The sequence below is a fragment of the Rhodonellum sp. genome (genome assembly GCF_030656585.1).
Taxonomy (GTDB): domain Bacteria; phylum Bacteroidota; class Bacteroidia; order Cytophagales; family Cyclobacteriaceae; genus Rhodonellum; species Rhodonellum psychrophilum.
Genome location: NZ_JAUSPP010000018.1, coordinates 106531 through 127368 on the forward strand (window position 1 = coordinate 106531; position 20838 = coordinate 127368).

At 44.1% G+C, this 20838-nt stretch carries 19 protein-coding genes and 1 riboswitch; of the genes, 8 read left to right on the plus strand and 11 right to left on the minus strand.

Annotated features, from left to right (window positions below; genetic code table 11):
* Positions 1–4: 4 nt before the first annotated feature.
* Positions 5–1144 carry a DUF4221 family protein gene (locus Q7J63_RS04015; protein ID WP_304884142.1) on the plus strand — a complete coding sequence of 380 codons (1140 nt, stop codon included), beginning with the start codon at positions 5–7 and terminating at the stop codon, positions 1142–1144.
* Positions 1145–1260: 116 nt separating this feature from the next.
* Here the strand turns inward: Q7J63_RS04015 and Q7J63_RS04020 are convergent, their stop codons facing one another.
* The 3 genes from Q7J63_RS04020 to Q7J63_RS04030 form a co-directional block, all read right to left on the minus strand.
* Entirely contained in the window at positions 1261–1863 is a 603-nt protein-coding gene (locus Q7J63_RS04020; RefSeq protein WP_304884144.1) for a trimeric intracellular cation channel family protein, read from the minus strand.
* 187 nt (positions 1864–2050) lie between these two features.
* Positions 2051–4867, minus strand: coding sequence for an excinuclease ABC subunit UvrA (uvrA, locus tag Q7J63_RS04025; RefSeq protein WP_019596458.1), 2817 nt, complete (start codon positions 4865–4867; stop codon positions 2051–2053).
* Between the two features lie 146 nt (positions 4868–5013).
* The gene (locus Q7J63_RS04030) at positions 5014–5598 is read right to left on the minus strand and encodes a VTT domain-containing protein (protein WP_304884147.1); all 585 of its coding nucleotides are present in this window, start codon (positions 5596–5598) and stop codon (positions 5014–5016) included.
* A 137-nt stretch (positions 5599–5735) separates the two neighbouring features.
* On the opposite strand from Q7J63_RS04030, the gene Q7J63_RS04035 reads away from it, so the two are divergent.
* A complete protein-coding gene (locus Q7J63_RS04035) occupies positions 5736–6248 on the plus strand; it encodes a peptidylprolyl isomerase (RefSeq protein ID WP_304884149.1) in 513 nt (170 codons plus the stop codon).
* 409 nt (positions 6249–6657) lie between these two features.
* Here Q7J63_RS04035 and Q7J63_RS04040 read toward each other — a convergent pair whose 3' ends face one another.
* On the minus strand, positions 6658–7617 hold the full coding sequence (locus tag Q7J63_RS04040) for a pyridoxal-phosphate dependent enzyme (protein WP_304884151.1): 960 nt from the start codon (positions 7615–7617) through the stop codon (positions 6658–6660).
* Between Q7J63_RS04040 and Q7J63_RS04045 the strand changes: the two genes are divergently transcribed.
* Entirely contained in the window at positions 7616–8365 is a 750-nt protein-coding gene (locus Q7J63_RS04045) for a peptidoglycan DD-metalloendopeptidase family protein (RefSeq protein ID WP_304884153.1), read from the plus strand. The genes Q7J63_RS04040 and Q7J63_RS04045 overlap by 2 nt on opposite strands.
* Before the next feature lie 78 nt (positions 8366–8443).
* Here the strand turns inward: Q7J63_RS04045 and Q7J63_RS04050 are convergent, their stop codons facing one another.
* Positions 8444–9217, minus strand: coding sequence for a type III pantothenate kinase (locus tag Q7J63_RS04050; RefSeq protein ID WP_304884155.1), 774 nt, complete (start codon positions 9215–9217; stop codon positions 8444–8446).
* A 110-nt stretch (positions 9218–9327) separates the two neighbouring features.
* Here Q7J63_RS04050 and Q7J63_RS04055 point away from each other — a divergent pair, with 110 nt between their 5' ends.
* The 5 genes from Q7J63_RS04055 (at position 9328) to Q7J63_RS04075 (ending at position 13382) form a co-directional block, all read left to right on the plus strand.
* Positions 9328–9804: a GNAT family N-acetyltransferase gene (locus Q7J63_RS04055; RefSeq protein ID WP_019596464.1), complete on the plus strand. Its 477-nt coding sequence runs from the start codon at positions 9328–9330 to the stop codon at positions 9802–9804.
* A 161-nt stretch (positions 9805–9965) separates the two neighbouring features.
* Positions 9966–10724, plus strand: coding sequence for an SDR family NAD(P)-dependent oxidoreductase (locus Q7J63_RS04060; protein ID WP_304884157.1), 759 nt, complete (start codon positions 9966–9968; stop codon positions 10722–10724).
* Positions 10725–10840: 116 nt separating this feature from the next.
* Positions 10841–12262, plus strand: coding sequence for an aminotransferase class I/II-fold pyridoxal phosphate-dependent enzyme (locus tag Q7J63_RS04065; RefSeq protein WP_304884159.1), 1422 nt, complete (start codon positions 10841–10843; stop codon positions 12260–12262).
* 51 nt (positions 12263–12313) lie between these two features.
* A complete protein-coding gene (locus tag Q7J63_RS04070) occupies positions 12314–12910 on the plus strand; it encodes a hypothetical protein (protein ID WP_304884161.1) in 597 nt (198 codons plus the stop codon).
* Positions 12911–12917: 7 nt separating this feature from the next.
* Complete coding sequence (locus Q7J63_RS04075; RefSeq protein ID WP_304884162.1) at positions 12918–13382, plus strand: hypothetical protein; 465 nt, start codon at positions 12918–12920, stop codon at positions 13380–13382.
* Positions 13383–13414: 32 nt separating this feature from the next.
* Here Q7J63_RS04075 and Q7J63_RS04080 read toward each other — a convergent pair whose 3' ends face one another.
* The 6 genes from Q7J63_RS04080 to pnuC all read right to left on the minus strand — a co-directional run bounded on the left by Q7J63_RS04080 (position 13415) and on the right by pnuC (position 20812).
* On the minus strand, positions 13415–13759 hold the full coding sequence (locus tag Q7J63_RS04080; protein ID WP_304884163.1) for a hypothetical protein: 345 nt from the start codon (positions 13757–13759) through the stop codon (positions 13415–13417).
* On the minus strand, positions 13756–14832 hold the full coding sequence (locus tag Q7J63_RS04085) for a 6-bladed beta-propeller (RefSeq protein ID WP_304884165.1): 1077 nt from the start codon (positions 14830–14832) through the stop codon (positions 13756–13758). The genes Q7J63_RS04080 and Q7J63_RS04085 overlap by 4 nt, the downstream gene beginning before the upstream one ends.
* Before the next feature lie 728 nt (positions 14833–15560).
* Positions 15561–17960: a TonB-dependent receptor gene (locus tag Q7J63_RS04090; RefSeq protein ID WP_304884167.1), complete on the minus strand. Its 2400-nt coding sequence runs from the start codon at positions 17958–17960 to the stop codon at positions 15561–15563.
* A gap of 178 nt (positions 17961–18138) precedes the next feature.
* Positions 18139–18235, minus strand: a riboswitch (TPP riboswitch).
* Positions 18236–18439: 204 nt separating this feature from the next.
* Positions 18440–19504 (minus strand): acyl-CoA desaturase, encoded by a 1065-nt coding sequence (locus tag Q7J63_RS04095; RefSeq protein WP_019596475.1) that lies wholly within the window; start codon positions 19502–19504, stop codon positions 18440–18442.
* A gap of 173 nt (positions 19505–19677) precedes the next feature.
* A complete protein-coding gene (locus Q7J63_RS04100; protein WP_304884169.1) occupies positions 19678–20208 on the minus strand; it encodes an ATP-binding protein in 531 nt (176 codons plus the stop codon).
* On the minus strand, positions 20192–20812 hold the full coding sequence (gene pnuC / locus Q7J63_RS04105; RefSeq protein ID WP_304884171.1) for a nicotinamide riboside transporter PnuC: 621 nt from the start codon (positions 20810–20812) through the stop codon (positions 20192–20194). Before pnuC ends, Q7J63_RS04100 begins: the two co-directional genes overlap by 17 nt.
* Positions 20813–20838: the final 26 nt, after the last annotated feature.

A 20838-nucleotide genomic window follows, 5' to 3' on the forward strand; every position in this document is an offset into this window, starting at 1 on the left:
AATCATGATGATGAAAAACACATTGACTGTTTTTTCCCTGCTGTTTTTGATGGCTTGTGGAAATTCCGAAAAGGAATCTGCTACAGATTATAAAACCATGAATTTTTCGATGGACACCGTGATGGTGGATCCGGGTCAGGAAATCATCAACCTAAAAAACAACCTCTGGATTTCAGACATCTCCAAAGACAAGAAATACCTCTTCAACTGGGATCAGGACAATTCGATTCTGGAGAAAATCAACCTTGATGAACTCCGCCTTGAAGAAAAGCTGACTTTCGAAAAGGAAGGGCCAAACGGAATCGGAAGTTATATCAGTTGGATTTCGCTTTTGGGTGAAGACCAGATTCTCTTTGCCAATTTTCAGGACATGGGCCTGTTTGGTTTCAACAAGGAAAAGATAAAAACATATACGCTCAAAGGGCAGGAGTTTGAAGGGGATTCTCTGGAACAGTACGAAAGCTTCAACCGCAGGGCCATCCTCACCAACGAAGGCAATGACATCTACGGAATATTGGGCAACTGGACCTCCAAAACTCATACACTCGCCAAAGTGGATTTCAAAAACAAAACCCTGAAAAAACATGCTTTGCCGGGATTTGAAAAATTGGCAGATTTTTCGGTAATGCTCCAGACTGGACAGATGACAATGATCTCTGCGGCTGATCAAAAAATACAGGAAATAGAGGGGAAACTCATCCTTTCCAACTCCGTTTTCAACAGCCTCTTGATCTACGACTTGGATATGGATTCGCTCTATAAAATAGAATACAACAATACCCTCACCAAGAATTCCAAAACCGGAAAATATCAAAATCAGGTGGAATCCGATGCCGAATTTCAAAGAGTCATGACAGACATCAATGCCGAGATCACCTTTCTGGCGCCGGTTTGGGATACCAAAAACCAAAAATTCTACAGGTTTTCTTATGAAAGTATCCCATCAGACGTTCCACTGGAGGAGGGGGAGCGTGCTAAAAGTAGGGTTTTCCTAACCGTGTTGGACAAGGAATTCAAGATTTTGGGAGAGGCCTTGGTTTCGGGACTTCAAGAAGTACCCAACACCCATTTTGTGAAAGACGGAAAAATCTGGATTGCCAAAAACATTGAAGATGAATTGGGATTTGTCCGCTTGAGTTTTTGATCTTCTGTAAAAATCCTCCCAAAGGAATCCTCAAATCCAGTTTGTACAAATTTTGTTATAAATTTTCAAGATAGCCTGAAAAAACAATCAAAATTCCGTCCTTTTACTGGAATATTTTAGTCCAATCTCGGCAAACTGAGCTTGTATTTGACGGCGATAAGGCGAATACTGATAATGACGGAAATGGAAATCAGCATATTGTAATCCCTTTCCAAGCCAAAATAATTCAGGATCAGGTATAGGGTCGCACCCGCAAGACAGGCAGAAGCATAGATTTCCTTTCTGAAAAGAATCGGAATTTCATTGGTCAGCGTGTCCCTGAAAACGCCGCCCATGACAGCGGAAAACATCCCCATAATGGCTGCAATCTCAGGTCTGACACCGAGACTCAGGGCCTTTTCCACACCCAAAATGGTGAAAAACCCTATCCCCAGTGTGTCAAACAAAAACATGGTTCTCCGCAGTTTGAGCATCATTTTTGGAAAAATAAAGGCGATAAACACCCCCGCAAAAATGGCGTACAGAAAATACACATCCCCAATCCAGACCAAGGGATAGCTCCCCAGCAAAATGTCCCTCAGGCTACCTCCGCCAATGGCCGTGATGAAACCCGTAAAACCAGCACCAAAGATATCATGTTCGAGATCCCTCACCGCCAAAGCACCTGAGATGGCGAAAACAAACGTTCCTACGAGTTCTAAAGGGTATTGTAAATCCATGTGTTGGGAATTGTAAAAATGCGATTGAAATGGGAATTGCTTTTTTGCAAAGACAGATTCTGCCAATCAAAATTGGTTGCGTCGGAATTTTTCTTTTTATTCCTTTATTCTGATTCCTTGAAGATTCAGACGGGATTGGATTTAATTTACAAATCCAATCCTGTATTACAGGAAATCAAGGAAAGGATCAATTGAAGGATTCCCGGAGATATTTGGCCGTAAAATTATCTTTTACTTCCATCAAGGCTTCCGGAGTGCCTTCGAAGGTGACATAACCGCCCCTTTCCCCACCCTCGGGACCCAAGTCGACGACCCAATCCGCGGATTTGATCACTTCGGTATTGTGCTCGATGATGATGACCGAATGTCCTTGCTCGATCAGGGCATTGATCGAATGCAGCAACTTTTTGATGTCATGAAAATGGAGTCCAGTCGTGGGTTCATCAAAGATGAACAAGATATGGTCTCCGGTTTTCGTTCCTCCTTTTCCTAGAAATGAAGCGAGTTTGACCCTTTGTGCTTCGCCACCACTGAGTGTGCTGGAGGATTGTCCCATCCCAATATAGCCCAAACCAACTTCTTGCAGGGGTTGGAGTTTGTTGATGATGGCAGTTTTTCCCTGGAAGAAATCCATGGCCTCGTCAATGGTCATCCCCAGCACATCGGAAATGCTTTTTTCCTTGTACTTGACATCCAGGATCTCGTTTTTGAAACGCTTTCCCTTGCAGGATTCACAGGTCAGGTGAATATCTGCCATAAACTGCATCTCCACAGTCGTGATCCCTTCTCCCTGACAGGCCTCACAGCGTCCGCCATCCACGTTGAAACTGAAAAAAGCGGGTTTGTAATTGCGCTGTTTTGAGACCGGTTGTTCCGAAAAGAGTGTTCTGATGGCGTCATAGGCCTTCACATACGTGACAGGATTGGAACGGGAGGATTTCCCGATGGGGTTTTGGTCCACAAATTCCACCTGAGTGACATTCTTGTAGTCGCCTTCCAGCTTGTCGAATCTTCCCGTTTCATCGATCACGGTTCCAAAAATCTTTCCAAGGGCGGGATAAAGTACTTTTTTGACCAAAGTGGATTTTCCCGAACCACTGACGCCGGTGATGACGGTCAAGGTATTGAGGGGGAATTTGACAGTCAGATTTTTTAGGTTGTTTTCCCTTGCACCTTTGACTAAGATGCTGTCCTTCCATTTTCGGTTGCCCTTTTTGATATTGATTTTTTCCTCTCCCCTGAGATATTGGGCAGTATACGTGTTGGAATGGATCATAAGCTCTTCTAGGTTTCCCTGGAACATCAGATGCCCACCCTTTACGCCAGCTTCGGGTCCGATATCAATGATCTGGTCGGCTGCTTTCATTATCTTTTCCTCATGCTCCACCACGATCACGGTATTCCCGATATCCCTGAGGGATTTTAGGACTTCTATCAGCCTGTCCGAATCCCGTGGATGCAAGCCGATACTGGGCTCATCCAAAATATACATGGACCCGACCAAGGCAGAACCCAGAGAAGTGGCCAGTTTGATCCTTTGAAATTCCCCACCCGAGAGGGATGAAGTTAGCCTGTTGAGATTCAGGTAGCCCAAGCCTACCTGATCGATGTAAGACAATCGGTTTTGGATTTCGATCAGAAGTCGGTTGGCCAATTTTTTTTCAGGCGCACTCAACTGGATGTTTCCGAAGAAATCCAAGGCCTTTTCGATCGGCATCAGGACGATGTCCGTGATGCATTTCCCATCGATGATGACATAGGAAGCGTCTTTTCGCAGCCTTGTTCCCCTACAATCCGGACACGTGGTCTTGCCCCTGAACCTGGACAACATGACGCGGTATTGGATTTTGTGCGATTTGGTTTGTAAGTCTTCGAAGAAATCCGTCAATCCTCTGAAATGCTGGTTTCCTGTCCAGAGAAGTTGTTGCTCTGCTTCGCTCAGATCCTCGTAGGAACGGTGGATCGGGAAATCAAAATAGATCCCTTTTTTCACCAAGGGCTCCAGCCATTTGCCGGAGGTCTCTCCCCGCCAAGGGGCAATCGCTCCCTCAAAAACAGATAAGCTTTTGTCTGGAATGACCAAATCAGGGTCCAATCCCAACACAGAGCCAAATCCTTCACAGGTCTTGCAGGCCCCGTAGGGATTGTTGAAACTAAAAAAATTCACCGACGGCAATTCGAAGCTGATGCCATCGAGTTCAAAACGGTCTGTAAATGTCTTTTTGGGCTGTCCCGGAAAGATGATGGAACAGTCTCCATGTCCCTCAAAGAAGGCGGTCTGCACTGAATCTGCAATTCGGAATTGGTTGTCCTCATCCTCTTTTTTGATGACCGCACGGTCGATCAGGATTTCATAATCTCCCTTGGGCGTCTTTTTTTCATTGACCAAATCTTCCACAAAATGGACCTCTCCGTCAATGAGCACTCTTGTAAAACCTTTCTGCAACAGCAATTCCAATTCCTGGATCTGGTCCCGGCCATTGATCAATTGGAGAGGGCAGGCGATCATCACCTTTTCGCCTTCGGCAAAACCATGGATGAAATCGACCACGTCGGTAACGGTATGGTGCTTCACTTCTTCCCCACTGACCGGCGAATAGGTCCTTCCAATACGGCTAAATAGCAATTTCAGGTAATCATAAATCTCGGTGGTGGTGCCGACAGTCGATCTGGGATTTTTGGTGGAGGCTTTTTGTTGGATAGCGATGGCGGGGGAAACTCCTTTGATGTATTCCACATCTGGTTTTTCCATCCTGCCCAAAAACTGCCTGGCATAGGAACTCAAGCTTTCCACGTACATTCTTTGGCCTTCGGCAAAAAGTGTGTCAAAAGCCAAAGACGATTTACCAGAACCCGAAAGTCCAGTGATAACAATGAGTTTGTTTCTGGGCAAGGCCACGCTCAGGCCTTTGAGATTGTTTACCCGGGCATTCTTGATGATGATAAAAGATCTGGGATCGAGGGAATCGATGTCGATTTCGGAGGCTTTTGTGCTTACGCTCATAATTTGCAAAGATACCCATTCAACCTTTGAATTGATAATTTGTTGGAAAAATTAACCGCATACAGGTAGGTAAAACCCGCTGGATTTAAAAAGTTAGGTGTTTTAGCCTTCTTATATCGCTTGATTTTAATGATTAGGAACCTTGTTCATAACTCCTCGATATTTGCCAAAACAATCCCATAAACATAGAAACGAACAATCCGCAGCAAACTATAAAGAAGGTAAGTCCTTGGAAGCATTCCCCCAGCACCGCAGAGGAGTGCAGTGGCCGAAAAAGGGATTGGACTGACCGCTGCCACAATTATTAAAAAAGCCCCGTATTTTTTGAACAGATAAATCTGCTTCTTGAGGAGCCTATTTTTTATTTGCATGATTTTCCCATTGTTTTTCAATAAGCGGCCCAAAGTGAAATTCAAAAATCCGGCAATATAAGAGAGGATGGACAGCAGGCCAATACTGGTCAGATAGGAACCCATATGTTCCGTTTCTAAGGACCAAAGGATAAATACCTCCGGAGGAATGATCCCAAAAAGTACTTCCGAAACCACATACACGGTGATTACCATGGGCGGATTGTCATAAATACCGCCAAACCAAAGTTCCCGTTGCTCTTCACCGATGGTGTTTTTGATGATCAAAAAAGCAAATATCAATATTGCCAAATATAAAAAGCCCCTGAGAATGTTTTTGACCAAAAATCTACTTTTCTCATTCAAGATTTCCTTTCCCATATACCGTGGATTTAGGATTGAAACTGTGTTAAAAATCATAAGCCTAGGCCTAATTTACCATTTTAATATTTCCGATTCAGGGAACTCATTCTGTGAATTTTCTTTTTCTTTGTGTACAGTATGTCAACAACGAGAAAATGAAAGCAGATAAAAATAAAGTAGTATCGGTGGCCTATGAATTGCACGTGGACGACGGCGAAAATGGCAAGGTTTTTTACGAAAAAGTGACCAAAGAAAAACCCTTTGAGTTTCTGTTCGGTACCGTGGGCTTGTTGCCCAAGTTTGAGGCGGTCCTGATGGGGAAATCGGCAGGGGAAACTTTCGAAGTCTTCATCGATTTTGAAAATGGCTATGGCGATTACGACGAAAGCAAGCGGGTAGTGGTTCCGAAGTCCAATTTCAAGGAAGAGGGGAAGAAAAACAAAGACATAATGAAAGTCGGCAGGGTCATCCCCATGCAGGACGATCAGGGCAACCAACTCCGTGGAGAAATCCTGAAGGTGGATTACAAAGGCATCCACATGGATTTCAATCCGCCGCTAGCAGGTTTTGACCTCTATTTTTCCGGCGAAGTGGTCAGTGTCAGAGAAGCCGACCCCGAAGAACTCGAACATGGTCACGTCCACGGACCCGGTGGACACCAACATTAAAAATATGTCACTCTGTGTGGGCTGCATGAAACAGTTTCGCGCAGCCCACACAGCGGTTTTCTTGTCACTAGAATTCATTTTTTTCTTTGGGCCTTCTACGAAATCCTTGGTGCGCTCTGCAGGAAGTGTTTTTTCACGAAGAGCGCAAAGTTTCAGGCGAAGAGCGCAGAGGTTTTTTGGGGCTTGAATTTCTTTGTTTTTTTCTTTGTGTCCTTTCCGAAATCCTTGGCGCGCTCTGCAGGAAGTATTTTTTCACAAAGAGCGCAAAGTTTCACGCGAAGTTCGCAGAGGTTTTTTCGAGATAACCCCCCCCTTATTTTTTCTTTCCTATCCCATGGCGCCCTCTGTGAGCAATATTGTTACCGATTCCGCTAGATTTTGCTAAACGTCTTGAAACGGGTTTTAATCTCTATTTAAAAGGCAATTTTGCCAGATCAACATTGCCTCCAGAGAGAATAATCCCGACTTTTTGGCCTGCAAAGCGCTCCTTGTTTTTCAATAAGGCAGCCAAAGGGACGGCACAACTGGGTTCGATGATGATTTTCATCCTTTCGTACACCAACCTCATGGCGGCAATGATTTCTTCGTCGGTTACCGTGAGGATATCGTCGACGTATTCCATGATGATGTCAAAATTGATTTTCCCAAGCGAAGTCAATAGTCCATCCGCAATTGTGTTGGGGACTGTCATAGGGATCAGTTTCTTGGCTTGGAAAGAGCGGAAGGCATCGTCGGCGCCTTCTGGTTCTCCCGCGATGATTTTGGTGTCGGGAGAAATGTAATGGGTGGTCAAAGCCGTTCCCGCCAACAATCCCCCGCCGCCCACGGGAGCCATGATGGTGTCAAAAGCAATGGATTCCTCCCACATTTCCAAGGCACAAGTCGCTTGTCCCTCGATCACATCCATCGCATCATAAGGGGGGATAAAAGTGGCTCCGGTTTTTTCGACTACAGCATTTAAAGTTGTTTCACGGGCGATCAAGTTGGGTTCGCATTCGATGATTTCACCCCCATAGGAGCGCACCGCTTTTTTCTTGATTTCCGGTGCGTTGGACGGCATCACGATATAGGATTTGATACCCGCAATGGTGGCGGCACGTGCCAATGCTGCGGCATGGTTGCCGCTGGAATGGGTGGCAACTCCCTTGGCAAGCTGTTCCGGGCTAAGTTTCATCACGGCATTGGCGGCGCCTCGGGCCTTGAAAGCGCCGACTTTTTGAAAATTCTCACATTTGAAAAAAATCTGACATCCCGCCATCGCATCAATGGCCGAAGAAGTCAAAATGGGGGTTTTATGGATAAATGGCTGGATCCTTTGGTGGGCTTCCCGGATATCCTCCAGAGAAGGGGTCTTTGGTGTCGTATTCATGGGAATAAAGATAGAGGAAGGGAATCCAATAGACAAAATTTTTATCTTGCGAAAAATTTACGCGATGTCATCACTTCCCGAGACTCTGGCCCAAACGCCATTTTATCCCATCATGGGTATTAATTTGACCGAATTGAATACCCGAAACCTGGATTTTTCCCCAAATAATCCTGAATTGGAACACCTCGATCTCAGCAATACGGCAGCCTTTGACGGCTATGTGTCCGGTTTGCTGGAGTCGGAAGGAAAAGATTTTGGAATAGGAGGCTATTTTGAGAAAAGAGCGATTTATAGGAGGAGTGCCGTTTTTGCCACCGCTGAGGAAGATTTCCGGGATATCCATCTTGGCATTGACATCTGGGGAGCTGCGGGAAGCCCTGTCTTTGCGCCCTTGGAGGGAAAAGTCCACAGTTTTCAAGACAATGCAGGCTTTGGCAATTATGGTCCGACCATCATCTTGGAGCATGCCTTGAAGGGGTTTTCTTTTTACACGCTGTATGGCCATTTGTCAAGGGCGGACATTAGGGATTTGGAAGTAGGTAAAGTGATTGCTGCTGGCAGTGAATTTTGTAGATTGGGGCCGTACCCGGAAAATGGAGATTGGCCACCCCATCTGCATTTTCAGGTCATGGTGGATCTTTTGGGAATGAAGGGGGATTTTCCAGGGGTTTGTTCCCATAGGGAAATCGAAAAGTACCGCAGGATTTGCCTCGACCCCAACCTGCTGATAGGATTTCCCAAGAACTGATCAGCGAAGAAGGATTTTGGATTGGAATGGGAAAAAAACATCGATCAAAACCAGCATTTTCCCCAAATAGGATTGCCGTTATTTCCAGTTTGCAAGCGTGATCAGGCGGATTCCTTCCAAGGTCAGGTTCCGGTCGACCAGGTCAAATCGGTCTTTCAGCGTGTGGAGGATGGAGGACAAACCTCCCGTTGCGATGATTTTGCTTGGGAAACCCAATTCCCCCTCGATGGCTTGCAGCATTCCCTTGACCAATCCGGTGTAGCCGTAGAGAATTCCGGCCTGGATGGATTCGGTGGTATTTGTTCCCAATGCGGATTTTGGAAACTCGAGTTTTACCAGAGGAAGCTTGGCTGTATTCATGGAAAGTGCCTTGACGGCTGTATGCAATCCCGGGACGATATTGACGCCGAGAATTTCCCCATTGTCCGAAACTGCCGTGAAGGTCAAGGCGGTGCCAAAGTCCACGATGATCACGGATTTTCCGAATTTTTCATAGGCAGCGGTGACATTGCACATCAGGTCTGAACCGATTTCATTGGGATTTTTCGTGCTGACCCTAAGGTTTTTGTAACGCTTGGCATTGACCCTAAACACAGGCTTCCCCAAATAGTGCCGACAAAATTGCTCCACAATCAGGTTCACGTCCGGAACCACCGAACTGAAACCAATGCGTTGGATTTGATCAGGCTTGATTTCATTTTCCAAAAAGAACAAATGCAGTTGTTTTTCGATGTGGAGCAAGGAAAGGTCAGGAGTGGTTTCGATCCGGCATTCATGGACCCAGGATTGCGATTCCTCTTGGTAAAAGCCAAAGACAATATTGGAATTGCCTGCATCAATGGATAGAAACATCAGTTAGTTTTGGTTTGTAGTACAGAAAAGGACCCGCTAAAAATCAAGACAATTCTACCAAATATAAAAATTGATTTTAAGCTTTTTGAAATTTTGCCTAATTTCCGATTATGTACACATTAAGAGCAGGAAAAAAAGAGGATCTTCCACGGGTTTTGGAGCTGGTGAAAGAACTGGCCCTCTACGAAAAGGCCCCGGAGCAGGTGACGAACACAATCGAAATGATGGAAAAAGACGGTTTTGGTCCGCATCCGGTTTTTGGATTTTTCGTTGCCCAAAAGGTGAGCACGGAAGAAATCATCGGGATTGCCATTTATTATTACCGATACAGTACCTGGAAAGGCAAAAGACTTTATCTGGAAGATATCGTGGTGACGGAATCTGAGCGGGGGCATGGTGCTGGCAAATTGCTTTTTGACCGGGTCATGAAAAAATCGTTAGAGGAAAACTGCACGGGAATGATGTGGCAGGTCTTGGATTGGAACAGTCCCGCCATCAATTTTTACAACAAATACGGCGCCGACCTGGAAGGTGGTTGGCTCAATTGTCACCTCCAATCGACGGAAATCCGAGTGCTGCTGGATTAATGCGCACTTTGATCCAGATTTCTGTTTGGAAAACCTATATTTAGAAAGGGATCATCTCTGGTTTTCTTTGGCTTGAAAATCATTTCCATTTTTATTGACAAAGGGCATTCCCAAATTTTAGAAAGAAGACAGAACCGTTTTTAAAACCCATTTATTCAACCATGGAAATTTCCCTAAAAAATCAAAGGATCTTGGTCACCGGCGCCTCCCGAGGGATCGGCCGGGCGATTACCGAGCAGCTTTCCAATTCAGGAGCAGAAGTGCTGATCCATTTCAATGCCAACCTGGAGCAGGCCGAATTGGTCCAAAAATCCTTGTCCGGCCCTTCCCACTTGGTCCCTTGCGACCTGTCCAATTTGGAGTTGGTCAAGGGTTGGATCCCGGAATTGGTCAAGACTTATGGAAAGATCGATGCCGTGGTGAACAATGCCGGCATTGCGGTGAGCATCCCCGACAATGCCAAAACCGAGGACTGGACCGGTGCCTGGCTCAAAACCATGGACGTGAATATCAATGCCCTTGCCATTATTTGCAAAGAGTTTATCGAACATGCCCGGCAAAACAAAAACGGAAGGATCATCAACATCTCCTCCAGAGCGGCATTTCGGGGCGATACACCGGACTACTTCGCCTACGCAGCTTCTAAGGGAGCGATTGTGAGTTATACCCGATCCATTGCCAGGTATTATGGAAAAGAGGGGATCAAGGCCTTTATCATTGCGCCGGGTTTTACCAGGACAGACATGGCCCAGGATTTTATGGACCAGTATGGGGAGGAATATGCTTTGAATGATATTGCTTTGACCGAACTTACCGAACCGAAGGACATATCTCCAATGGTCACCTTGCTCTGTTCCGGCATGGCCGACCATGCCACCGGGACCACCATTGATATCAATGCAGGTTCCTATGTGCATTGATTGGGATTAAAACGAAGAAAAAATCCGCTGTAATGCACCGGATTTCTAGTGTCGGATTTTATTATCCAACAGTAAAATAGATTGAACCCTAAGCCCAAAGTACTTCCCTTACCGATATGACCAAAGAAGAATTTCGAAAAAATGCCCATCTCCTGGTGGATTGGATGGCGGATTATATGGAGGACAAGGAAAAATATCCGGTTACCCCAAATGTCCGGCCAAGGGAAATTTACAATCAATTTCCAAATCATGCGCCTGAGGAAGGAGAGGCTTTTGCCGACATTTTCAAGGATTTTGAAAATATCATCGTTCCGGGGATGACCCACTGGCAGCACCCAAATTTCTTCGGCTATTTCCCGGCCAACAATTCCGAGCCTTCCATTTTGGCAGAAATGCTGGTGGCCACACTTGGTGCCCAGTGCATGTCTTGGATGACCAGTCCAGCCGCCACGGAATTGGAGGAAAGGGTCTTGGATTGGCTTCGGGATGCCAAGGGTATCGACAAAAGCTGGAAAGGTGTGATTCAGGATACCGCATCTACGGCTACTCTTTCTGCGATTCTTACCGCAAGGGAAAAGGCCTCCCAATACCAGATCAACCAAAATGGTTTTCAGGGAAATGAAAAATTTAGGATTTACAGCTCTTCACACGTGCATTCCTCCATTGACAAAGCCGTGAAAATCGCAGGGATCGGTCAAGAGAATCTAGTAACAGTTGCTGTGGATTCGGCATTTGCGATGGTTCCGGAAGCTTTGGAAGCGGCCATCCTGTCGGATCTGGAAAAGGGATTCGTCCCGCTTTGCGTAGTTTCGGCTTTGGGCACGACCAGTTCAACGGCACTTGATCCGGTCGAAGCCATTTCTGACATCTGTGAAAAACATGGAATTTGGCACCATATCGATGCGGCTTATGCCGGGACGGCACTCCTGCTTCCTGAGTTTCAATGGATGATCAAAGGCCATGAAAAAGCGGACAGCTATGTTTTCAATCCCCACAAATGGATGTTTACCAATTTTGACTGTACGGTACTATATGTCAAAGAACCGCAGTATTTGGTCAACACTTTTTCCATGACCCCGGAATACCTCAAAACCCAGCTGGACGCAGAAGTAAACAACTATCGAGATTGGGGAATTCAACTGGGGAGACGATTCAGGGCCTTGAAGCTCTGGTTTGTCATCAGAACCTACGGTATGGAAGGAATAAGGGAAAAAATCAGAAAGCACAACCAATTGGCCCAACTTGCGAAATCATGGATCGAAGAGCACCCAGAAATGGAGATTTTAGCGCCCGTTCCTTTGAATACCATTTGCTTTAGGTATGTGGATTCTTCGAAAACGACCGAAGCCCTCAATCTCACAAATGAAGCATGGATGCAGTCCGTCAACCAAACAGGGAGAGCTTTTTTTACCCACACCAAATTGGATGGAAAATTCGTTATCCGTTGGGTAATCGCACAGACGGATGTCGAGGAAAAACATATCGTGGAATCTTGGGGTTTATTGTTGGAGAAGCTGGATGCAATCCATAGAAGTTAAATCCGGAAGACTGCTTATCCCCTTTCGCTTCTGTAGACATGAACTCAAAAAATGCCAAAGTCGAGCAATGATACCCTTTCTCCTGAAATCATCAAAATCCTGAAAATATTTGGGTTTGGCTCATTGCTATTGGTTTTTTTGCTTTCTTTTTTCAACGAAAGAAGGGCAAACAATACAGGAGAAGGCACGACGGTGATGCGGATGGCAGATCCTGATCGCTTGTATTTCAAAAATGTAAGGGCCGCTTACTACGATCGAGAGGGTAGGGAAGATGCCAAAATGACCATTTACAGATTTGGGAAAAGGGTTCAGGAAGCAGAAACTCCCTTGCTCAATTTGTCGATTTTAGTCAATACACTAAAGGACGAGGCGTATATCTATATTGAGCCAACTCCGGAGGAGTTTCCCATCAAGATCAGATGGACTGCGAAAGATGGGAGCCAATCCGGTGAATTGAATTTTGACAATGGGGATAAATTTGCCCATTTTGCATTTGTGGAGGAATTGTATCCCTTGGTTTTGGCGAATCATGATTTTAAATGGTGGATTGGAGCCGAATGGAAGCCAATTCTTCAGGATGAGAAAGAGAGGGACTCCATTCGGATCACCTGCGTGGATTACTTTAAATTGATCAATAACCCAAAATAAACCCCAAATGGAACTTCGAAGGATCGACAACCTGTGGAAGTTTCTAGGAATCAAAAACAACCTTCCTGTGATCCATTCCCTTGAGGATGGCATCAATTACAGATTTGTGAAGGGAGGCCTGGAACTTGTCCACCACTTTAACCCGAAATTTTTGCACCATTCCTCCCTCAGGTTGGAGGAGCGGGGTTTTCAGGAAAATCTGAGTTGCCACCATTATACGGCCAGCAAACTCCGCTTTGGGTTCAAGCCAAAGATCGCCTCCCCTGCGTCCAAAGTGATTTTCTTCCCAAAAGAACTGTTGTCACTCCATTCCAAGTTTGACTTGGAGATCCACAAGGACCGAAACGGGCATTTCAAGGTAGTCATTTCGCCCTTCAGTCCAAAAAACATCTATGAAATTCTCGATGTAGCCAACCTGATCAGCAGGAATCTTTGGAAGAAGAATTTCTTTGCGGAAGGGATCAGGAATTGAAATTAAAGTTCAGATTTTCTTACTTGCGCTTGTCAGGGTTGGCTTTTGCAATCTTGGACCCCGAAGGCTGGTTGATTTTTTTCCGGTGACTTATCAAGGAAAAAACCCACACAGGTATTTTTATTCTTGAAATCGACAGTAGTGGAGGCTTCACCGATGTTGGTTGCGATTGCTTTGAACTGGATAACAGACAATTTATCCTCCTTGGTAAAGGAACTGTAGAGGATTTTTATCTCTATTCCTGCCAATTTTGCCTCCTCAATTTTGGCAAACATTTCTGACTTGGTGGTTTGGCCGTCAAAGGTCACCTCATATTTGTCATTGGAGCTCAATAACAGAGAATTCAGAATCAAGATCAAGGTGATTAGGGTTTTCATTTGAGTTGATATTTAACGATTACAGGATTTAAATTTTTTTGCACGTGTTGGTATATTTTTTTGACATTAGAATCGGCACCATGCGAAAGAATGATATTTTTATCCATGGCCTCAAAACTGCTCTCCTTAAAAATACCATAGAGATTATTTTTTCTGGACAATTGAGGCCAAGGAATCATGTTTTCACTTTCCAGGACTTTGAGGGGATTGAATAAATATGTTTTACTTTTCATTTTGTCAAACAACAGGCCCATGGGAATATTTTTGTCATAATATACCGCCATAAAATAGGAATCAGTTTCAAGAGGTGTATTTAATCCCCATTTGAATTGATCCATCAGAATAGGTGAAAATGGGGCGATGATGGCTTCAGGAAAGGCTGATTTGTCAAATCTATTCTTGTCAAAATCCACCAGGTATCTGACCTTTTTAGCCGAACCGGTAATTTCATAGATGGTATCGTTGAGAAACTCAGAATACAAAAAACCATTTTCGGAATGCTGGATATTTCCAAACATTGCATGGTGGTGTCTTGCTTTCCCAACAATAATTTCAAAAGGGTCGAATGTGTTGATGATCCGAAAATCCTTGTCCAAAATGAAGGTATTGTAAAAAAGAGAATCACTTTGTTGGTCATAAGCCATTCCATTTGAGTAACACAGGATTTCGTTTGCCTCACTTCTATGGATTTGGGCTGCTTGGAAGGGCAATTTATGATGACTTGAATAGCTAAAGTCCTGGTTCAGTGTAATAAGGTTGCTTTTTTTATCAAGAATAATGAGTTTTTGATTTTCGTCCACAATAAAATCCGAGATGGCACCAGAGAAGTAATTCTCAGCTTCTATTTTAGGGATGTTTTTTATGAAATTTCCCTTGGGATCAAAAACTAGGATGTTTTTCTGGGATCGATTGTCGGAGTTCAATACATAAATGAAATTTGGGGTTACTTCCAATTTAGAAATAATTTGAGTCAAACTTTCTTCACCTCCATACATCAAGGGAATGTATTCGATATCCGTCACAAAATCATAGAGGTTAAAACCATTCTCTTCGGCATCAAATACCTTGACCACGAAGGATGCTGTTTCATTTTCAAGCTTTGGCGTTTGGCAAGCAACTAAAAATGAAAATAGTATTAAGGAAATAATTCTCATCTAAAATAAGGAGGTAAAAGCCTGACTCAAATTATACATAGTTTTTAAAAGTAATTAATTTTCAACACAGCTTGCTGTAGATCCAGATACGGACGAATTGCAGCAAGCGTGGAAACCAGCTCCGCATGAAACACTAGCAGATGTTGAACCGCCTCCCCCAATCGGCCCGACTTGACCCTCACCAGACCAAGATGTCTCACAAGATACAGCTCCAGGACCGCCAGCTTGACATTCAGAAGGTTCCACCGATGCTTGCCCCATTCCAATACTGAATGTAACTAAGAATAGAAATAAGCTTAAATAATATTTTAAAATTTTCGTAACAATTAATTTTAATGTTTCCTACTCTAATTAAGCTTTTCGGATTCCGCTTTAACCTTTGATTAGCGCTATCATTTAGTTTTCCAATTTTAAAAAAAAACTATTTTCAAAACTTTAGTTAAAAAAAACTAAAAATTTATCAAAGAGCCTTATGTAAATTCTATGGGAAGAAATTTCAATCGTAAATCAGAACAACCTTCATAATAAATTAGGCTGTCTTAAGTATTTTCTGTTGACATAAAGAAATCTTCGTCCATAAACAACAAAGCCGTGGGATCATTTCCCACGGCTTTATTATTTCAACCCGTCTTATGCATATTTCAGGTTTAAAAAAGGAATTTTATCCCCGCCAGAAAATTGGTCCCTGCCTGTGGATAATAGAAATTTTCCGTCACCAGTTCCCTGCCACTTTGCCCTTCATTGGGAACAAAATAGCTGAAGGTATAGCCATTGGATTCGTAAAGTCTATTGAAAATATTATTGACCAACAAAGTGACTTCCATGTTTTTCACAAACCGTGGCCTAAGGGCATAATTGAACCTAAGGTCACCTGTCCAATAGGCATCCAGTTTCCTGTTGGCATCCTGGGTATTGTCTAGAAATTGTTCGCTAACGTATTTGTAGAGAAAACTGATTTCCAAATCCTTTATGGGTTTGAAATCGATAATGGCCGCTCCGATCATATTCGGTGAAAAGGCGATGTCCACATCTGAATATTGGATTTCTTCCTGCCTGAAGTCAGCCGCCGCATAATCATCGATGTACTCGGTGAATGCCGCAATTTTGTTTCTGCTGAAGGCAATATTCCCGCCAAGGGTCCACTTTGAATTCAGACGATAAGCGCCATCCAACTCAATTCCTGCCCGATACGAATTGGCGACATTTTCCCGGATATAAGATCCAACATCATTCAACTGGCCTGTCAACACCAATTGGTCCTTATATTTCATGTAATAAAAATTGGCATTGTAGGTAAACCGCTCCTTTTGGGCACGGATACCGATTTCAATGTTCTGAAGATTTTCAGGCCTTGGCGTTTCGGTCAAGGGGCTGTCCGTGAAATCCCTTCTTACCGGTTCCCGATTGGCGACCGCATAGGACGCATACCAAGTTGCACCATTTGAGGCTTCGTAGGAAAACCCGAATTTTGGATTGAAAAACCTAAATTCTTGGACTCCGGTGATGTCCCGCAGGTCATTGTTGATGCCCGTAAAGCGGTAATCGATTCCCCGAAATTGGAGATCGGCAAATAGGAACAGTCTTTCTCGGGCTTCGAAAGTGCCTTTTGCATAAATGTTCCGGTCATCTTTCACAGCAGTGTTGTCGTAGTAGCGGTCCCTGATCTGGGTGGATCCACTGGTGCCCATCCAGATGATTTCCCCGAAGTGGTCACCATCGTAGCGATTGGCACCACCCCCTAGGAGGACATCCCATTTTCCATCATCGGATAAATAGTTAAAGGAGAATACTCCTCCAAAGAAATCATTGTCCAGCCATCTTCTCCTGATGATATCGGTTCTTGCAATGCTGGTTTCGCCGATGACGATCGGTGCCAATCCATATCTAGTCAGGCGATCGTTTTCCCGGAATTGTTCATAATATCCCCTACCATAGGTATAATGGAGTGCGGCATTGGCCTTCCAGTTGTTGCCAAATTTACCTGCGTAGATGAATTGATAGTGGTCTTGCTGGTAATTGTCGGTCTGGTTGTCGTAGGTGTAAAGGTTGAAAGTCCTGTTGGTTTCCAATAGATTTTCAGGAACGCCTTCCCAAGCCTGATAGGTTTTTTCTGCACCGGAAAAAACGTTGAGCTTAAAGACATGGTTTTCGCCATAATACCCTCCTGAAACAAAGTAGGATTTCAGGTCAGATGATGCACGGTCAATATATCCGTCGGAACTGATCCGGGAAAGCCTTGCATCCACTGCCCATTTGTTATTCAATAGTCCCGTTCCGGCCTTAACAGTATGTCTTCTGGTGTTGAAAGAGCCAAAGGAATTGTCCACTTCGGCATAAGCTTCGTCTCGGCGGGTATCAGTTTGAATATTGAGACTTGCCCCGAAGGTGGCCGCACCATTGGTAGAAGTGCCCACTCCCCTTTGGATTTGGATATTGTCCACAGAGGAGGCAAAATCGGGCATGTTTACCCAAAATACCCCGTGTGATTCCGCATCGTTCATCGGGATTCCGTTGACGGTGACATTGATCCGGGATTGATCGGAGCCACGGATCCGAAGTCCGGTATACCCTACTCCTGCTCCTGCATCTGAGAAACTCACCACAGAAGGCGTAAAATTGAGGAGCATCGGGAGATCCTGTCCCAAATTCAATTTGCTGATGTCCTCCTTGGATACGTTTTTGAAAGTAGTGGGTGTGGTTTCGGAAGCTCTGGTGGCATAGACGATGAATTCCTCCGTGTATAGGTTGGTAGGAACCAAGCCGATTTCCAATGTTTCGGACAATGGCATTTCGATTTTCTGGGAAAAACTCTCAAAACCGATAAAGGATGCTTTTAGGGAATAGGATCCTTCCGGGACGTTTTTGATTTCAAACTTTCCCTCTCGGTCTGAGGTGGTTCCTCTTCCGGTGCCTTCCAGAAATACATTGGCACCGACCAATACTTCTCCAGTGGCGGAATCCTTGATACTTCCGCTCACTTTGGTTTGAGCATATACAGCCACAAACCCCACCAGCCAAATGGCCAATGTCGTTGTCAATTTTTTCATGGTATTGATAAGATATTTACCGCTATTGCGGTGTGGTTAAACTTGGGGAAATCAAGGGGGATTTCCTTTTTATGTTTACCCTTGACCTATACAAAAATCACCGGCACAAAAAATGAAGGCACACGGATCAAGGGGATTTTCCTCCCTTCAATGCTTTCTTCTTCGTGACAATTACTTCTGTATTGGTTACTCATTTCCCTTCGCCGGCATTACCCGGATCAGGTATTATGGGTATGATCTCAGCCCGTATTATTAAGGCACCCCTAATGATCTAAGTTACGAAGGTACTATGTCCTGCCCATTATTGCAAAAAAAAATCTTTTTAATCCATCCTTTTTAATCCTTGATGAATTGAGAGAACGCAAACTTTGGTGGGGAAATAAAAACCTTTTTTAAGGGGCAAAAAAAAGTAAGCCCCATCGGGAGCTTACTTTTTTTTTAATATTGATTTCATCCGTGAATGGATTTTGGCTTGATTTCTATTTATGTCCAAGGGCTTTCAAATGGTGCACATGTGAGGCAAAAGCCCATCTCATTTTTTCATGTTCCAAATAGGGGATGTTGTATTCCCGACAGGTTTCCTTGATGATTTTGCTGATGGCAGGATAATGGATGTGGGATACATTTGGAAACAAATGGTGTTCAATCTGAAAGTTCAAACCACCGATCATCCAAGAAAGGACTTTATTTTTCGTGGCAAAATTTGAAGTTGTCTTCAATTGATGGACTGCCCAGTCGTCCTCAAGCTTATTCGTTACCTTATCAGGAAGTGGAAAAGAGGCTTCTTCCACCGAATGCGCAAGTTGGAATACCGTACTCAGGAAAATGCCTGTGGAAAAACCAAAAATAAGGAAGCCGATCAACCATGGAATGACCCCCACAAAATAGATCGGGATAAAGATGAACAAGATCAAGTGGGTCAATTTAAAGCTCCAGAAGGAAACATGGTCTTTCCAAGTCATTTTTTGGATCGGCATGATCCCCACTTTTTGAGTGACATATTTTTTGTAATCCGTGACAAAAACCCAGTAGAGGTACAATAAAGAATACACAAAAAGGAAATAGTAATGCTGGTATTTGTGGATTTTAAGGTGCTTTTGGTTTGGGCAAAGTCTCAAAAAAGGCCTTGCATTCATGTCGTCATCGACCTCATCGATGTTGGTGAAGGAATGGTGGACGACATTGTGCTTCGTTTTCCACATAAAAACATTCGCACCAAGGAAATTGATGGAAACGCCTGCGAGTTCATTGATCCAGCCCTTTTTGCTAAAGCTTCCATGGGCGCCATCGTGCATGACATTGAAGCCAATTCCAGATGCGAGTCCTCCCAACAGGATACACTCCAATACGGCCAAAGTCCAATGGGGAGTGAAGAAAACCAGGTGCGCATATACCGCAATATAAGCAACGACCAAAATGATCGCTTTCAAATATAAGCCGGAGTCGCCTGTAGGTTTTGTTCCTGATTCAGAGAAATAGTTTTTTATTCGGGTTTTAAGATCTGCATGGAAAGTAGTAGCAGTATTGAATCTTGGGATTGCCATTTGATATTTATGGAATGGTGTAAATTTTTTGGACCAACAGCTGGGTGACTGAGAGCACTTGAACAAATATAAGGAATTTAGGATTTGAATCGTTCAAAATAAATCATTGAAATGGAGGAATAAGTGGAAGATGTGTCATTCTATCAAATTGACATGTAGCAAATTAACATCTTTTAAGACAGAAGGTTTTGTATTTTTTCCAGAGCGAGTGCAAATCTTTTTTCGGGAGGTCCCGATACCACAGCAAATGGGATTTTTGAGGCTTCAATTTTTTGAAAATAGAGATCGAAAAAGTATTGTCTCATTTTCGGTTCGGGATGTTCCCTTTGGGGATCATCCTGCCAAGGGATGTCAATGTCGGTCAGAAGAATAAAATCATATTCCCTTTTTTGGAGAGTTTCGAGAATCCATTGATCGGTTTTCCCGAATTTGTGTTGGCTCCAAACCTCAATCACCAAGAGGTTGGTGTCGCAAAACAGAAAGTTTTCCGCTCTGGATTCCATCTCTTTTTCCAAGGCGATCTGTCCTTTGGCGATTTCCAAGAGGTCGGGATAGTCGTATGGCCTATCCAAGCTTTTCAGATATTCCCTTGCGTATTCCCTTACCCAAGGCGCTGAGAAATGTTCCGCCAAAGATTGGGTCAAGGTGCTTTTGCCCGTGGATTCGGGGCCAAGGATTACGATTTTTTTAAGTGGTTTCTCCATCGGTTTTGGTTGCTTTGATCCAACTCACCAAACCAATGATGGCCAGAACGGTAAAAAACAAAAATTGGAAGGAGGTCAGCAGCAATCCTTTGTAAAGATACAGTGGGACCGAAGCGATGTCCGTAATGATCCAAGCAATCCAGTTTTCCACTTTCTTTTTGGCCATCAGCCACATGCCTACAAAGGCCGTAGAGGTGGTGAAGGAATCCCAATAGGGCACATCACTGTCCGTGAAATTGGCCAAAACCAAATAGAGAACCAAATAGGATCCCAATAACAGCAGCACCGAACGGATGATGCCGCCCTTGTCCAGCCAGGTGACCTTCAGTTCCTCCTTTCCATTCTGCGGTCTGCTCCAGAGATACCATCCATAAATGGACATCCCGAAATAGTAGGCATTGATGCCCATATCCGCATACAGTTTGAATTTTAGGCAAATATAAACATAGATCAAGGTGCTTATCATCCCGGTAGGGAATACAAGGATTTTTTTCTTGATGGAATAAAATACGCTGGAGATTCCAAAAAAAACAGCCACTCCTTCCAACCAGGTCATTTGGGCCAAACCTGATTTCAATTCTTCTATAATCCATTGCCAATCCATGTGGCGAATTAAAGCGATTTTTTTTG

Excerpts from the sequence above, each read along its gene's own strand:
- Q7J63_RS04060 (WP_304884157.1), top strand. The coding sequence starts at position 9,966 with ATGGAAATTTCCCTAAAAAATCAAAGGATCTTGGTCACCGGCGCCTCC.
- Q7J63_RS04045 (WP_304884153.1), top strand. The coding sequence starts at position 7,616 with ATGGGAATAAAGATAGAGGAAGGGAATCCAATAGACAAAATTTTTATC.
- uvrA (WP_019596458.1), bottom strand. The coding sequence starts at position 4,867 with ATGAGCGTAAGCACAAAAGCCTCCGAAATCGACATCGATTCCCTCGAT.
- Q7J63_RS04015 (WP_304884142.1), top strand. The coding sequence starts at position 5 with ATGATGATGAAAAACACATTGACTGTTTTTTCCCTGCTGTTTTTGATG.
- Q7J63_RS04065 (WP_304884159.1), top strand. The coding sequence starts at position 10,841 with ATGACCAAAGAAGAATTTCGAAAAAATGCCCATCTCCTGGTGGATTGG.
- Q7J63_RS04100 (WP_304884169.1), bottom strand. The coding sequence starts at position 20,208 with ATGGAGAAACCACTTAAAAAAATCGTAATCCTTGGCCCCGAATCCACG.
- Q7J63_RS04090 (WP_304884167.1), bottom strand. The coding sequence starts at position 17,960 with ATGAAAAAATTGACAACGACATTGGCCATTTGGCTGGTGGGGTTTGTG.
- Q7J63_RS04030 (WP_304884147.1), bottom strand. The coding sequence starts at position 5,598 with ATGGGAAAGGAAATCTTGAATGAGAAAAGTAGATTTTTGGTCAAAAAC.
- Q7J63_RS04040 (WP_304884151.1), bottom strand. The coding sequence starts at position 7,617 with ATGAATACGACACCAAAGACCCCTTCTCTGGAGGATATCCGGGAAGCC.
- Q7J63_RS04055 (WP_019596464.1), top strand. The coding sequence starts at position 9,328 with ATGTACACATTAAGAGCAGGAAAAAAAGAGGATCTTCCACGGGTTTTG.
- Q7J63_RS04020 (WP_304884144.1), bottom strand. The coding sequence starts at position 1,863 with ATGGATTTACAATACCCTTTAGAACTCGTAGGAACGTTTGTTTTCGCC.
- Q7J63_RS04095 (WP_019596475.1), bottom strand. The coding sequence starts at position 19,504 with ATGGCAATCCCAAGATTCAATACTGCTACTACTTTCCATGCAGATCTT.
- Q7J63_RS04070 (WP_304884161.1), top strand. The coding sequence starts at position 12,314 with ATGCCAAAGTCGAGCAATGATACCCTTTCTCCTGAAATCATCAAAATC.
- Q7J63_RS04050 (WP_304884155.1), bottom strand. The coding sequence starts at position 9,217 with ATGTTTCTATCCATTGATGCAGGCAATTCCAATATTGTCTTTGGCTTT.
- Q7J63_RS04080 (WP_304884163.1), bottom strand. The coding sequence starts at position 13,759 with ATGAAAACCCTAATCACCTTGATCTTGATTCTGAATTCTCTGTTATTG.
- Q7J63_RS04035 (WP_304884149.1), top strand. The coding sequence starts at position 5,736 with ATGAAAGCAGATAAAAATAAAGTAGTATCGGTGGCCTATGAATTGCAC.
- Q7J63_RS04075 (WP_304884162.1), top strand. The coding sequence starts at position 12,918 with ATGGAACTTCGAAGGATCGACAACCTGTGGAAGTTTCTAGGAATCAAA.
- pnuC (WP_304884171.1), bottom strand. The coding sequence starts at position 20,812 with ATGGATTGGCAATGGATTATAGAAGAATTGAAATCAGGTTTGGCCCAA.